11 protein-coding genes, 1 tRNA gene and 2 pseudogenes are annotated in these 15,186 nt (G+C 43.3%); 11 read left to right on the top strand and 3 right to left on the bottom strand.

The features are described from left to right. The 9 genes and pseudogenes from F9Y84_RS08275 to bamJ form a co-directional block, all read left to right on the top strand. Positions 1-664: transposase (locus F9Y84_RS08275; RefSeq protein ID WP_168756749.1), on the top strand; the 664-nt coding region annotated here is incomplete at its 5' end. A 246-nt stretch (positions 665-910) separates the two neighbouring features. Then, a pseudogene (locus F9Y84_RS08270) lies at positions 911-2,290 on the top strand (NAD-dependent succinate-semialdehyde dehydrogenase). 322 nt (positions 2,291-2,612) lie between these two features. Beyond that, entirely contained in the window at positions 2,613-3,623 is a 1,011-nt protein-coding gene (locus tag F9Y84_RS08265) for an L-threonylcarbamoyladenylate synthase (RefSeq protein ID WP_147389514.1), read from the top strand. A 216-nt stretch (positions 3,624-3,839) separates the two neighbouring features. Continuing rightward, positions 3,840-4,856: an efflux RND transporter periplasmic adaptor subunit gene (locus F9Y84_RS08260; protein WP_147389513.1), complete on the top strand. Its 1,017-nt coding sequence runs from the start codon at positions 3,840-3,842 to the stop codon at positions 4,854-4,856. A gap of 45 nt (positions 4,857-4,901) precedes the next feature. Continuing rightward, a complete protein-coding gene (locus F9Y84_RS08255; protein WP_192503261.1) occupies positions 4,902-7,952 on the top strand; it encodes an efflux RND transporter permease subunit in 3,051 nt (1,016 codons plus the stop codon). Between the two features lie 232 nt (positions 7,953-8,184). Beyond that, positions 8,185-8,556: a hypothetical protein gene (locus tag F9Y84_RS08250; protein ID WP_125253936.1), complete on the top strand. Its 372-nt coding sequence runs from the start codon at positions 8,185-8,187 to the stop codon at positions 8,554-8,556. A gap of 82 nt (positions 8,557-8,638) precedes the next feature. Continuing rightward, a tRNA-Ser gene (locus F9Y84_RS08245) sits at positions 8,639-8,729 on the top strand. A 53-nt stretch (positions 8,730-8,782) separates the two neighbouring features. Beyond that, positions 8,783-9,166 carry a hypothetical protein gene (locus tag F9Y84_RS08240; RefSeq protein ID WP_147389511.1) on the top strand — a complete coding sequence of 128 codons (384 nt, stop codon included), beginning with the start codon at positions 8,783-8,785 and terminating at the stop codon, positions 9,164-9,166. 119 nt (positions 9,167-9,285) lie between these two features. Then, the gene (gene bamJ, locus F9Y84_RS08235) at positions 9,286-9,900 is read left to right on the top strand and encodes a BamJ family beta-barrel-assembly machinery protein (RefSeq protein ID WP_125253938.1); all 615 of its coding nucleotides are present in this window, start codon (positions 9,286-9,288) and stop codon (positions 9,898-9,900) included. A 101-nt stretch (positions 9,901-10,001) separates the two neighbouring features. Here the strand turns inward: bamJ and asnS are convergent, their stop codons facing one another. Next, positions 10,002-11,399 carry an asparagine--tRNA ligase gene (gene asnS, locus F9Y84_RS08230; RefSeq protein ID WP_125253939.1) on the bottom strand — a complete coding sequence of 466 codons (1,398 nt, stop codon included), beginning with the start codon at positions 11,397-11,399 and terminating at the stop codon, positions 10,002-10,004. Between the two features lie 227 nt (positions 11,400-11,626). Between asnS and F9Y84_RS08225 the strand changes: the two genes are divergently transcribed. Continuing rightward, positions 11,627-12,061: an AAA family ATPase gene (locus F9Y84_RS08225; protein WP_125253940.1), complete on the top strand. Its 435-nt coding sequence runs from the start codon at positions 11,627-11,629 to the stop codon at positions 12,059-12,061. A gap of 216 nt (positions 12,062-12,277) precedes the next feature. Here the strand turns inward: F9Y84_RS08225 and F9Y84_RS08220 are convergent. Continuing rightward, positions 12,278-12,799: pseudogene (locus tag F9Y84_RS08220) on the bottom strand (phage integrase N-terminal SAM-like domain-containing protein); the annotation flags it as partial. Between the two features lie 326 nt (positions 12,800-13,125). Here F9Y84_RS08220 and F9Y84_RS08215 point away from each other — a divergent pair. Beyond that, entirely contained in the window at positions 13,126-13,446 is a 321-nt protein-coding gene (locus tag F9Y84_RS08215; RefSeq protein WP_147389510.1) for a hypothetical protein, read from the top strand. 229 nt (positions 13,447-13,675) lie between these two features. Here F9Y84_RS08215 and F9Y84_RS08210 read toward each other — a convergent pair whose 3' ends face one another. Next, on the bottom strand, positions 13,676-15,013 hold the full coding sequence (locus F9Y84_RS08210) for a KamA family radical SAM protein (RefSeq protein WP_147389509.1): 1,338 nt from the start codon (positions 15,011-15,013) through the stop codon (positions 13,676-13,678). Between the last annotated feature and the right edge of the window lie 173 nt (positions 15,014-15,186).

The following is a 15,186-nucleotide window of genomic DNA, read 5'->3' as shown; positions in this document are numbered from 1 at the left end:
CAGCACTGGAGAAGAAAGGCATTGGCTAATACCAGCCAGGCCTGATTTACAATACGAAGTTGTTTCTAAGGTTGGTAAAAATGACCTGATAATTGAGCTTAAAACCACTAAGCATGCGCAAAAGAACTTCCCTGATGTTCCCGAGGTTATTAAAGCAAGGCTGGTTAGTAAAATCATAAAGGGTAAAAACTATCGAATACTAACCTCGATGGTAGATAGACTCCGCTTTCCATGTAGTGAAATAGTTGATTTATATAGCCACCGCTGGGAAATAGAGTTAGGGTATCGAGAAATAAAGCAAACCATGCTAGATAGCACATATCATCTTCGAAGCAAGCGCCCTGATATGGTTAGACAGGAGCTGTGGGGGATCCTCCTCGCATACAATTTAATTCGAAGGTTGATGACCCTAGCAGCGAAAGCCGAAGGAATATGGCCTAATCAACTCAGTTTCTCAAGCTGCTCGATGGCGGTGATTCAATACTTCTCATCAATATCAATAATGAGTCCCGGTAACATTCCAATTCACTGGGGGCATCTGCTAGGTACGCTAAGACTATTTAAACTGCCACCTAGAAGAGAAGATAGGCAGTATCCAAGAGCGATAAAGCCTAAGCCATCAAAGTACCCATATAAAAAAAGAAATGCCAGTCAGCTTAACTGACTGGCATTGGCCCAATGGCTCCTTTTTGCTATTAGATGTGCAAACTTTTCATACTCAGTATGTAGTCTTTTCTAACCAAGTTATCCCCATTATTATTCTTAACACAAATAATAAAAATAAATTAATTAAAAATCATACTGTTACATATTTATATATTGATGGCGCTTTCTTTGCAACAGCTAAAGGCAATAGCAGTAAATCACTAATACTGATTTACGTTGTTACAATCTTTGAAGGAGTCTCATGATGCCAAATATGGTCACTACAATTAATCCCGCCAACGAGCAACCAGTAAACGAATATCGATTGATGAATTTGCATGAAGCAAATAAAGCGGTAGATTTAGCGAATGATTGCTATTAATTTTGGAAAAAAACTACCTTTACACAACGGGCTCAAAAGTTAAATAAACTGGCTGATTTGATTGAGGCAAACTCCCCCAAGTTAGTTGCGTTAATGACCGAGGAAATGGGCAAAGTAACGGAGCAAGGCAAGCAAGAGGTCGCATTATGTGCAAAGATTTGCCGTTATACAGCGGAGCAAGGAGAAAGTGAGCTCCAAGATGAACATCGTGTATTTGAACAGGGTCATGCGATTATCACGTACCAGCCAATTGGTGTGATTTTAGGGATCCAACCGTGGAATTTTCCGCTTTACCAAGTTATTAGGTATAGTGTTTCAAATGTGATGGCGGGCAATACCACTGTTATGAAACACGCATCTAATGTGTTTGGGATGGCGAAACTAATTGAAGAGTTATATTTAGAAGCTGGGTTTCCAAAAGGCTGTTTTCAATCTTTACTCATTGACGGAAAGACAGCAGGTGAACTGATCGAAAATCAGCATATTCGTGGTGTGACCTTTACGGGTAGTGACAAAGTAGGAAAGCAAGTTGCGAAGCGCTCTGCTGAGCTGTCCAAAAAGACGGTACTGGAACTGGGCAGTAACGATGCTTTTATCGTGTTGGCGGATGCCGATATCGAAAAGTCAGTAGCAGCATGTATACAAGGGCGTATTGTCAACAACGGTGAAACCTGCGTTGCCGCGAAGCGCTTTATTATTGTTGATGAAATTTATGATCAGTTTAGAGAGGCTTTTGTGTCAGGGTTTAAACAGTTAAAAGTTGGAGATCCGAGCGCGGCAGACACAGATCTTGGTCCTATGGCACGTAAAGACTTACGTGACGAATTACATCAACAAGTCGAAGCATCTATTGACGCTGGTGCAAGGTGCACACTTGGTGGCAAAATTCCAAAGGACAAAGGCTTTTATTATCCGGTCACTATTTTAGAAGATGTTAAACCCGGTATGCCTGCGTATGATGAGTTATTTGGGCCAGTAGCGTCTTTGATCCGTGTAAAAGATGAAGCTGAAGCAATGATGGTGGCTAATGATTCGCGCTATGGCTTAGGTGTTGGGATTTTCTCCAAAGATACGCAGCATGCAATGAAGCTTGCCATCAAAGAGTTCGACACAGGTATGGTGAACATAAACGGTTATTCTCTTGCACAGCCCAATTTACCATTCGGTGGGGTAAAGGACAGCGGCTATGGCAGAGAGCACGGTGGTTTTGGAATAAAGGAATTTGTTAATGTGAAAACGGTAATGGTTGCAAATGCACAGTAAGTAACTTGAGCTGCGGATAATCAATGCCTTCTAGCAGCCAGTCTTTCCAATAGCCAGCTAGTGGTGCGTAAATTCGCCTTGCCTACAGGATGTAGGCACCTTTGCGAGAGCAGGGCGCGGAAGCGGTGTTTTCCCTAAAACTTTCTGGCTAGACAAGGGAACAACTAAGTTGTGCGATAGCAACAATGAGTTGGAGCATTCCTTATCCAAACCTCAGGTTAAGTATTTTTGACTATGGATGTATACCAGAGCCAGTAATACTGGCTCTTTGCATTTTAAATTGGTTATAATTCGCGTCCATTTTTTACAGTGAGAAGACAACGTGGGTGAAGCGAGCTTAACTACCTTACATTTATTGGCAACAGATCCAACCGCGGTGACTCAAGCGGCTGAGCTTGCACGTGATGGTCAACTGGTTGCGGTTCCGACTGAGACCGTTTACGGCTTAGCAGCTGACGCTAATCAGCCAAATGCAGTAAAAAAAATTTTTGCAGCAAAAGGGCGCCCAGCTGATCACCCTCTCATTGTTCATGTGGCCGACAAGTCTTTGGTAACTCAATGGGCTGAAACCTTGCCTGATTATTTTGATGCCTTGGCTGACGCATTTTGGCCAGGACCGTTGACCATAGTTGCTAAAAAGCGTGCACATGTCAGCGATGTAGTTACTGGCGGTCACAAAACAGTTGGGATCCGAGTACCAAATCACCCAGCGATGTTAGCATTGTTACAACAAGTGCAGTCGGGACTTGCTGCGCCATCAGCGAATCCCTACAAGAAAATCAGTCCGACCACTGCCGAGCAAGTATTATTTGGTTTGTCTGGTAAAATTGCTGCGGTTTTAGATGGTGGCTCCTGTGAAGTGGGTCTCGAGTCGACCATTGTTGATATTTCATCGCCTACACCAAGGATCTTAAGGGCGGGGCCTATTACCAAAGCTGATCTTGAAGCGGTACTAAATATGGAAGTGGAAGAACCTGATGTCCACACTGTGGCTGTGCCTGGTAATGTAAAAGCGCATTATCAGCCCAGCAAACGTCTTACTATTCTATCAACTCAAGCGCTGACGTCTCGCTTGCAGCTAGGATGTGCGCCCAATACGGGAATTTTATATTATTCTTCAGAAATAGAGTCAATACTCTCGGAGCATCGCGATATAAATGAGCTGGTGGATCTAAAACTTGGTGCGGAAAAAACCAAATATGCACAAGGGCTGTATTACGGCCTGCATCAGTTAGACCAATCTAGTGCAACAGAAATTTTATTGGAAGCACCTCCACGTACGCCTAAGTGGCGAGACGTGAATGACAGGCTAATGCGCGCAGCCGCGCAATAAAAAACCACAGCGCGAATGCCTATCGCGCTCATTTTGACCACTATCTTTACATAACTTTACCTTACTTTACAGGGGCTTATCTTTTCTTTAGGCCACTGTAAGGCATACTGCATTTTATCGCACTTATACTGTGTGTTATCGAATAGTTTATCTTGGTTTGAGTGAATAACTGTTACACTCAAAGCAGCTAAAATAAAGGTAGTTTATAAGGTTAATATGTGTAAAGTAACGCGCTTGGTAGCTATTGTAGCTACCATGTTGATAACCAGCGCCGTGCAGGCAAAACCTTCGCAAGTGATTGCAGAGCCAATTCAATTTGAAAGTAGCAGTGAGCAAATCCAAGCTGTAGGCAATGCAGAAGCGATCCAATCAGTCATACTTTATCCCGCAACAGGAGACAAGGTAACCGCCGTGCATTTTAGTCCGGGCGACCATGTAGAAGCAGGCACCTTGTTACTTGAATTAGATTCACGCCGTCAAAAAGCTGCGCTGAAAGAAGCACAAATTCGCTTGGCTGATGCACAACGTACAGTTGAGCGTTTGACCGACAGCCAAAAGCGCGGAGCCGTGCCTATCAATGAGTTAGATAAGGCGGTAACAGAGCGTGATCTTGCAAAAGTTGCAGTAGTACAAGCCGAAAACGAGCTTGAAGATCGCCGCGTTATTGCGCCGTTTAGTGGCGTGATGGGGTTAACTGACGTTGAAGTGGGCGACCGTATTACAACACAAACCGCGATTGCCAGTATTGATAATTTCGACAAACTTTACGTTCAATTTGCAGCACCTGAATCGGCTTACAGCATGCTCAAAGAGATTGATAACGTTCTACTAACACCATGGAATGATAATGACACCCGCATTAGTGCTGATATAGCTCAGATGGACTCGCGGATAGACCCGACAGCAAGAACCTTGAGAGTGAAAGCCATTTTCGACAATCAAAATGCGCGGTTTTTACCGGGCATGAGCTTTAGAGTATCTCTAACTTTGCTAGGCCAAGAATTTGCAGTTATCCCAGAAGCTGCGCTTCTGTGGGGAGCAACAGGTCCTTATGTATGGAAAGAAGAAAATGGTAAAGCTAAACGGGTTGATGTGAAAATCCAGCAACGCTTACCCGGCAAGTTACTGGTGTCTGGGGAGTTAGCAGCAAGAGAGTTATTGGTTGTTGAAGGGGTGCAACGACTTCGTCCTGGTCATGAGATTGCAATTACAAATGCGCTGGCGAGGGAATAAACTGTGACCAAGCCTGATTTACCACAACTACAAGATTTACCGTCAATGGCCATTCGCCGTCCGGTACTTATCGTCGTTTTAAATTTGTTAATCATTATTGCGGGAATTGCGGCATTAGCCGGTGTAGAAGTACGGGAATTGCCAGATGTAGATAGGCCAAGATTAACTGTTTCAGCTTCTTTTCCTGGTGGCTCTCCTGAAACTGTCGATACCGAAGTAACCAGTAAGCTAGAGGGCGCAGTAGCTCGGGTAAGCGGAGTCAAAAGTATCCGTGCACAAAGCGAAGAAAATAATGCGCGCATCGTTGTTGAGTTTCGTCCTGGGATTAACCTCGATGATGCGGCAAACGAGACCCGTGAATCTGTATCGCGAGTACAAAGAGAGTTGCCTGAAGAAGTTGAGCGTGTTTCGATAATAAAAGCGGATAATGACGCTGAAGCTGTTGTGTCTTTAACGGTAAGCTCGGCTTCATTGACACTTGAAGGTCTAACCGAGCGTGTTGAGAAAGATTTAGCACCACAATTTTTAACCATTCCAGGTGTTGCAGATGTTCGCCTCAACGGTGACCGAGAGCGAGTGCTTAGGGTAAGACTTGATCCACTCAAGTTGACAAGTTTTAACTTAACAGTGCCAGATGTAGCAGCTGCACTTAAACAAGCGCCATTTGATGTGCCTGCCGGTAGCTTGAAATCAGATGACCAGCAGCTGATTGTTCGTGCAGACGCGACCTCTATTACCGCAGAGCAGATCAGTGACATCATCATTCGAGGTGATACACGCATTGGAGACATTGCGTCTGTGTATTTCGGTCCAGCAGATCCTCGCTCTATGGTACGGCTAGATGGTGAACCTGTCATTGGTCTTGAAATTATTCGTCAAGCCCAGTCCAACACCATTGAGATCTCCGATGAAGTGCTACAGCTTGTTGAGAAAACTAAAGCACGATTTCCTGATCTCGCGCTTTCTGTTACCTCTGATGATGCCCAGTTTATTCGTTCGTCAGTGGATGAAGTGCTTAGCTCTTTGGTGATAACTATATTACTAGTCGTGTTCACACTGTGGGTTTTTATCGGTTCATGGCGTGCAACGCTGATCCCTGCTTTTGCCATCCCAGTTGCGCTGATCGGCTCGCTGGCACTTATTTGGGCGCTGGGATTTTCAGTGAATGTTCTTACTCTGCTGGCATTAGTCTTGGCGACAGGGCTTATTGTTGATGATGCCATCGTAGTCAGTGAGAATATCCAGCGTCGTCGCGGGGAAGGGATTGGCCGTCGTGCAGCGGCGGTATTAGGCACCCGAGAAGTCTTTTTTGCTGTGGTGGCCACAACAGCAGTATTGGCTGCGGTATTTGTGCCCATTGCCTTTTTACCCTCAACGGCTGGTCGATTATTTAGAGAGTTTGGTGGTGTGCTGGCAGGAGCTGTGATTATTTCCTCGTTTGTAGCTTTATCGTTAGTACCGGCACTGACTTCAAAGCTAAAATTAAAACAAGATGGTAAAAAGCACATTTTCTCTGCAGCGGGAGTTAAGCTCGCGACTTGGTACCGTGGTACGATCCATTGGGTACTAGATCATGCTTGGCTTACGTTTGGCATATTTGTGATTATCGCTGGACTATCAGGCGCGCTGTATACACAGCTAGACAATGAGCTGTTACCATCAGAAGACAGAGGCAAGATCCGAATATTCGCCAGAGGACCTGACGGTGTTGGTCTTAACTTTATGGATAGGCAAGCCAAGCAAATGGAAGACATTTTGTTACCGTTTGTAGAGAGTGGCGAGATAGAGTCTATTTACACTGTAGTTGGCCAGTGGGATCCCAATATCGTGTTTATTACTGTGCCATTAAAGCACTGGGATGAAAGGCATTTCTCACAACAAGAGATTATTGACAAAATCCGAGCTCCCCTTGGTAATATTCTAGGTGCCCCGGCACGCGCTTTTGGCGCAAATAGCCTAAACCTAAGAGGTCAAGGTGGGGGAATTGAACTTGCGTTACTTGGTAATGACTACCTTGAAATATTCAAAGCAGCGCAGACGTTTGCTGCCTTAGTTGAAAAAGAAATGCCGGATGCGGCTCCTGTACAAATATCTTATCAACCTTCGCAACCTCAGCTTCGTGTTAACATTGACCGCCGCAGAGCAGAAGAGCTTGGTGTGAGTTTGAGTGACATCTCAACCACTCTGAGGGCTGCAATCAATGGAGATGATGTTGCCGACCTTAATGTTGGCGATCAATCTATTCCTATCATGCTCCAAGCACAAAATCATACTATTCGAGATCCCAGTGACTTGGCCAATCTCTACGTGGGTAGTCGCTCTGGTGCGTTAGTCCCACTCAGTAGCCTCGCGGTAATTGTAGAAGAGGGCGTTGCGGCTGAGCTTGAGCGTCATGCTCAGCGTCGTAGTATTGAGCTTGATATGAAGCAGCCTGAAGCAATACCAATGGCTGAAGTAGTTGAACAGTTACGCACGCTAGCAGAGCGTAGCTTACCGGATAGCGTAACCTTGGCGTTCAAAGGGGAAGCGTTAACGTTTGAAGAGACTGCTAATGAGGTGTTATTGACTTACGTGTTGGCCTTTTTAATTGTATTGCTAGTACTTGCTGCACAATTTGAAAGCGTGAATAGTGCGGTTGTTGTGATGATAACCGTGCCGTTTGGGATCTCCTCAGCGATACTCGCACTTTATCTAACCGGCACTTCACTTAATATCTATTCTCAAATTGGTTTAGTCATGCTGATAGGGCTAATTGCTAAAAATGCAATTTTATTGGTTGAATTCGCGGATCAATTACGTGACAAAGGACGTACTGTTAGGCAAGCAGTAGAAGAGGCTGCGGTGATACGTTTACGTCCGATCATGATGACATTAGTGTCGACATTACTAGGTGCATTACCGTTGATTTTATCGGTTGGCGCAGGTGCTGAGTCGAGAAATGCAATTGGTTGGGTAGTGTTTGGTGGTCTTGGGTTAGCTGTATTCTTTACTTTATACCTAACACCTGTCGTTTATCTTGGATTAGCTAGATTCACTAAACCAAGAGCTGATGAAACCAAGTTATTAGTAGATGAACTTGATAAAGCAGACAGTTAACTTTATCACTTCAAAATAACCCCTAAAAAGCACAGCAAAAGCTGTGCTTTTTTTGTGCAATGATTAATGCTGTGGTAACGGATACTTTGGTATTTTTTCTTGAACTTTCCACAAATTAAACTGTCTCAGTCGATGTGGTTGTTTTATAGCCATTATGTTTGCTACTCTAAGACAGTAAATCCTGTTTTCTATAACAATAAAAAATAATAAGCTAATTGAAAGAAGATGTGTCATGGGTAATTTATTTTTAAAAGAACGGGAAAATTGGACTGCCTGGATCATTTGGAGCCTAATAGGATGCTCCGCGACTGTGATGCTTTCAAGCTATACCAGCCAAATTTGGATGAGCCTACTTGCACCAATCATAGTATTAGGTGTATTAACTACATGGATGAGTTATACCAAGCGATTCGACTTCTCTAGAGCATTTAAAGTCCTTAGTACCGTGGTATTAGTGTCGACAATACCTGTCATCATTGAGCGGGTGTTACCGGCAAAAAATGCCGTTGTTGGTATGATTGACTCGGGGATCATTATTATTGGAGTGGTTGTGGCGAGTAGTGTGTTTGCCTATATAGCTAAGAGACCAAAACAATATTATTGACTGTAATTTGCTCGATTAAATGCAAAAATCAAAATAGAGCTTTACAAGCGGGTATTTAATCCATAAAATGCGCGCCAACAACGGAGAGATGGCTGAGTGGTTGAAAGCACCGGTCTTGAAAACCGGCATACGTTAATAGCGTATCTAGGGTTCAAATCCCTATCTCTCCGCCACCTCATTCCCAAAACCGCCTTTATTTGGCGGTTTTTTTCGTTTGGAGGCGTACATGTCAGCGGCTAGTAATATTGTAATAATAAAACATAGTTCTCTTTGGATTGTATTTAGTTATTTTTATCTTAGTGGTCTCAACATGGCGCTTACGCTATCGATTGACTCGCAACAAGACCCAGACATAACGATGACACTATTACATGTGTTTTTATTTAATTGTCTTGCAGGCCACTTAATAACAAAATATGAAAAGAGCTGGCCGCAATTGGCGAGTGTGGTTATTGCATTGTGTGGTGTTATTGGTTTTGGCCACTATTTTACTGGTAGCTTAGGTCAATACAGTGATGAGCTAAATGTTGGCTTGGTTTTGTTATTACCGTTTGCAACCTTTGTGATGAAAAAACTCAAACAATACGCCGAAGAAAAAGCCGCTAGTTAGCGGTTTTTTTGTCTTTGCAGCTGAGCTCGAGTGCTTGATATTCCAGCAGCTTCGGTATCTTGAGTAATTTTGCTGTGATACAATCATAAATTCTTGTTAAATAAAAATATGGAAAGACTATGTCTCAATTCAACACAGACGCAGATAAAGCGAGCTATGGTATTGGCTTACAGATGGGTGAGCAATTAAAAGCGAATCCTTTCGAAGGCTTAAACCTTAACTCTGTATTCGAAGGTATGAAAGACGCTTATGCTGGTGACAGCTTCCGCGTTGAGATCCCTGAAATCCAAGCTGCATTTGAAAAGATCAATGCTGAGATCCAACAGCGTCGTGAAGAAGAAGCGAAAGTATTGGCTGCTGAGGGCATTGCATTCCTTGAGGAAAATGCAAAGCGTGCAGAAGTAACGGTAACTGAGTCTGGCCTTCAATACGAGGTTGTTGAAACAGGCGAAGGTGCTAAGCCTGAAGCGGAATCAAAAGTACGCGTTCATTACCACGGTACACTTATTAACGGTACAACGTTTGATAGCTCATACGAGCGTGGTCAGCCAGCTGAATTCCCTGTAAATGGTGTTATCAAAGGCTGGACTGAGGCACTACAAATGATGCCTGCTGGCTCTAAATGGCGTCTATATATTCCACACGAGCTTGCATACGGTGAGCGCGGTGCGGGTGCATCAATCGCACCTTTCTCAACGTTAATCTTCGACGTTGAGCTACTAGAAGTTTTGTAATAAATAGTATTTGTTACACAAACAAAAAGGCCTTCTAAATGAAGGCCTTTTTACATTTAACCAAAGTCGATAAGAGCGCAACTCTGGCTATTTACTAAGACTTAGTACGTTGCACTACCTTTTGTGCGTGGGAATGCAATCACGTCACGTACGTTGCCCATACCCGTTACATATGCAACCAAACGCTCGAAGCCAAGACCAAAGCCTGAGTGAGGCACTGTTCCATACTTACGTAGGTCACGGTACCAGCTGTAATCTTCTTTGTTCAAGCCCATTTCTTCAAGACGCGCATCTAGCACATCTAAACGCTCTTCACGTTGTGAGCCACCAATGATTTCACCAATACCAGGTGCAACAACGTCCATTGCGGCAACGGTTTTACCGTCTTCGTTTTGACGCATGTAGAACGCTTTAATATCACGAGGATAGTTTTTGATTACTACCGGTGCGTTAAAGTGTACTTCAGCTAGGTAGCGTTCGTGCTCAGACTGTAAGTCGACGCCCCATTCAACAGGGAATTCAAACTCTTTATCACATGCTTTAAGAATGTCGATAGCATCTGTGTAATCTACCTGAGCAAAGTCTTTGTCGATGAATGACTCTAGGCGAGTAATGGCATCTTTTTCGATGCGTTGTGCGAAAAATTCCATATCATCACGACGTTCGTCAAGTACTGCTTTAAACACATACTTCAACATATCTTCTGCAAGTGCTGCAATGTCGTTCAGGTCGGCAAACGCAACTTCCGGCTCAACCATCCAAAACTCAGCTAGGTGGCGAGACGTGTTTGAGTTCTCAGCGCGGAATGTCGGGCCAAACGTGTAGATTTTTGAAAGGGCACTGGCGTAGGTTTCACCGTTAAGCTGACCTGATACCGTCAAGAATGCTTCTTTACCAAAAAAGTCTTCTGAATAGTCTACATCGCCTTTGTCTGTGCGTGGTAGGTTGTTCATATCAAGTGTAGATACACGGAACATCTCGCCTGCACCTTCACAGTCACTCGCGGTAATGATAGGTGTGCTGATCCACTGGTAGCCACGCTCGTGATAGAAGCGGTGAATTGCTTGTGCAAGACAGTTACGCACACGTGTCACTGCGCCCATTACGTTAGTGCGCGGGCGAAGGTGTGCATGTTCGCGTAAGTATTCAATACTATGGCGCTTTGCCGCCATTGGGTAAGAATCAGGATTCTCGACCCAGCCTAATACCTCAACACTGTTAGCTTGGATCTCAAAAGATTGGCCTTGACCTTGAGATTGTACAAGCACACCAGTCACCGCTACTGAACACCCAGCAGTAAGACGAGTCACTTCGTCATAATTATTCAGCGAATTAGGGACTACGGCTTGAATAGGGTCAAAACAAGAACCGTCATGAACGGCTAGAAATGAAATACCTGCTTTTGAATCACGTCGTGTACGGATCCAGCCTTTTACTGTAACTTGGCTGTCAACCGCAACGGTGCCTGCTAGTAGCTCCGTTATCGCTGTGTGGCTCATCTTTACTCCAAATGATTTATTTTTTATTTGTAAATTAAAAGACAGAATGTCTTATCGTCATGTAAGCCGTATCTTACCTGCGATGAACAAATAAAAAAACACTGAAATGCAAAAAACTACACTCAATTAAACGACTAAAACCATGAAAAAATACCGATGTTGTGGCATTATGAACATCCGATGATAAAAATTACTTAAATAATACTAACAGTGACGTTCAAAATTCGATGAAACAAGTTTTTATTTTGAGGGGGCTACCAGGCTCTGGTAAATCGCATTACGCGCAAACGCTAGCTGATGACTTAGTTGCTGGTGATGAAACACAGTATTTTATTTGCTCAACGGACGACTTTTTCGTTAATGAAAATGGTGAGTATCACTTTGAAAAGCAGCGCTTGTCCGAGTACCACAATTTAAATCTTGCCCGTTTTATAAACGCACTAGCAGAGGGGATCCCGCTTGTGGTCGTTGATAACACCAATATTAAAAAGTGGGAATTTGTTGCTTACGCCTCTGCGGCTACTGCGATGGGTTATCAAGTTAAAGAAGTGATCGTTGGCGAAATTAGGGATAAGTCACTACAACATTTATACGCCAAACGAAATGGCCATGGCGTTGGGCTGAAAACGATTTCGAAAATGGCACACCTCTTCGAATGGTGATCAAGCACAGAGTAGAGTAACGCTAACAACGCTCGTGCAAGTAAACAGGGTAGTATCGTATCCGATCTTACAGTCAAAAAGAGCGGGTTTAGAGTTCGCCTTCGAGCAAACAAGAGACGGTCGTCAATGTTAGCTTCATTCTACATAGCGGCCGTTTAGTCAACTCATTCCAGCCCCATTTCGATTCAGCAGTGGAATGTGCAACCAACTTTTTTAGCATCTATTGCTGAGGGTGGTTTGCCAATCTTTATACCCTTTTCCGTCTCTAACGGTCAGCGAAGCTCTATCAATATCAATATCTTGGATACGTAACCTGAGGCATTCTGAAACTCTTAGTCCGCTACCATAGAGTAGTTCTATTATTAGTCTATCGCGGCCATCAAGTTCATTTAGTATTAGTGAGATTTCTGATGGGGATAACACCGTAGGTAAATGTCTTTGTTTAGTGGCATAGCAAAAGCCTAAATCCCCAAGCTCATGGTGCAAATGCTTCTGATACAAATAGGCTAACGCGTTAAGTGCAATTTTTTGTGTGTTGATAGCCACATTTCGTTGGTTGGCAAGGAAAGTTAAGAATTATGTAACCTCTTCCGTTCCCATTGTCTCAGGGTGACGCTTGTGGTGAAAGTTAATGAATGCCTTAATCCAATATAGGTAGGTTTTTTCTGTTCTAATGCTGTAACCACGCATACGCATTTCTTCCTGAAGGCCTTTCAGAAATGGGCTTTTTAGACTCATGATAACTCCTTACCTCATAGTGCTGTGTATATATACAGTATTATCTAAAGTTCTAGGATATCAAGGGAAATAATGAAAAAATTTTTGCGCGTTTACGCATGAATAAATTAAAAATATTATTTTTATCAATAGGTTATTTGTTTTCGATTTGAGATAATAGGTTTGGGAAACGCGCATGCGCATTTTTCTAGATGGTATATTTAGAAGAATGCTGATAAGTTCTTTACATACTGATAGTTAACTGCGCGCGTTTTCACTGGTCCAACGAGGTAAACGCGCATGCGCACGAATAAAATGTTATGTTTCACTCGACGAAAGTAGATATCGTGGATAGCGGAAAGAAGATTAAGCACGTATTTTTTGGAACAGCAGTAATTGCAGCGTTGTTGCTGGCAGTAGATATATTGTACTTTGTTGTTCTCCAATGGGGGCAAAGTACAAGAGGTATTGATACAACGAACCAGCTAAATGCATTCATGTTTAGTATCATGCCAAGAATCTCAACAGCATTTGCGTTTATAGCTTGTGTTTTGGGTGTCTACTATGGGGTTCGTGTCGAAAGAAATGTGGGCCAAAAATCAATGCTGTTTTTATCTCTTTTGGTTCTCCTAGTTTCAATTTCGGCAATACCGCAGGTAATTGACTAAGAGCACGAAAAAACATAACAAGCACAGTCTGTCGGAAAACCGGGACGCCACTTCGTGGCTAAAGCCCCTGGTTTCCGCAGCTGTGGGCGTTATATGTTAAGGGAAGTGGACAATACTTTAATGTGATTTTAAAGGCAATGAGTGAACTCATTTTGTATCCAAGCCCAAGGGTATTTAAATGCGCCAAATAAAAGCCAGCAATTTGCTGGCTTTTTTGATGTTATTACATTTACATGGCGTCGTATTCGTCTTGCCAGAAGAATTTTTCTTCCCCAAATGCTGGCTTTAAGTCATCTAGCCAGTGAGCATTTTCATCAAATTTGGCAAAGAAAGGGCGCTGCACCCAGTCAGGGTTTCGTGCTTGAATAAAGCGCAGCACAAATACCTTCTCACCGCCTATCTCAGTCACACCTGACACTTCAACTTTACCAGGGCCTGCACTCATTGAAGGGCCTCTCACTGTACGGCTGACTCCAGACACTTGTTTATAAGCTTCACGGAAGGTTTCCCACGTTTTATGTAGTGGAATTTCAAAGTAGCGCTTAGCTCCTGTATCACGCTCGATAAACATGTAGTATGGGATCATGCCAAGCTGAGTTTGCTCTTTCCACATTTCGGCCCACATATCTGCATCTACGTTTATATTATTTAAAAGAGGCGCTTGTGTTCTTATCTGAGCACCAGTCTTACGTATGAGCTTGATTGCTTCACGGGTGACTTCTGTGCGAAGTTCTTGCTTGTGATTAACATGCGCCATAATTGATACGTGTTTACCAGCGTCAACAAGCTCTTTGAGTAATTTTAGCAACTCTTGTGCGTCTGGATCAGTTACGTATCTAAATGGCCAGAAGGTGAGGGACTTCGTACCGATACGGATAGTACGAATGTGATCAAACCTTGGCTCTTTCAATGCCTCTAGATATTTTCGTAGTTTAACAGTGCGCATAACCATAGGGTCGCCACCAGTCATCAAGAGATCCGTCACTTCGGTGTGCTGTGCTAAGTAATTATGAAGTAGCTCGGCATCATTATTATTGAATCTCGTTGCTTTGCCGACAAACTGAGCCCAGCGGAAGCAAAATGTACAATATGAATGGCAGTATTGACCTTGAGATGGGAAGAATAAAACGGTTTCTTTATATTTATGCTGGATCCCGTCTACACGCTCACCTTCATATTCAGGGACGTTTTTTTCCATTTGCCCAGCAGGGTGTGGATTTAACTTTTGGCGAATTTCAGTCGCAAGGTTAAATACCTCTTCTGGGGTATGTTCTTTACTCAACAGCGCAGCCATTTTATCGTAAGATTCGTCATCCAACATACCACGCTGTGGAAAAGTTAATTGAAATACAGGGTCGTTAGGCACTTTGTCCCAGTCGATAAGCTCTTCAATTACAAAATTATTAACGCGAAAAGGAAATACGTTGGCAACGACTTTCATTTGAAAGCGCAGGTGCTCTGGCAGTTTATCTAGCTGCTCAATCTTATCGATTTGGCGGTGCTGATAAACGGTAAAACGAGGTGGCTGGTAAGCTTCAGCTGGCTGCAATTTGACGGTTTGCTGCATATTTAGTTTGTCTCTTTCTCACTTGCAAATTATAAAAACGAGCATGGTAACATGCTGCCATTATCATTTCAGGTACAAATGTCGGAAAGTTCGAAAAAATGCAACTTCACAGCTTTGTGGTAATCTCTTTGGCTTAGTTTAATGGAGTTAGCTCGTTAATTAGACCTAACTCC

The sequence above is a fragment of the Pseudoalteromonas peptidolytica genome (assembly GCF_012641745.1).
Classification (GTDB): domain Bacteria; phylum Pseudomonadota; class Gammaproteobacteria; order Enterobacterales; family Alteromonadaceae; genus Pseudoalteromonas; species Pseudoalteromonas peptidolytica.
The sequence above is the reverse complement of the archived record's forward strand: the minus strand, read 5'-3'. Positions and strand labels throughout refer to the sequence as shown.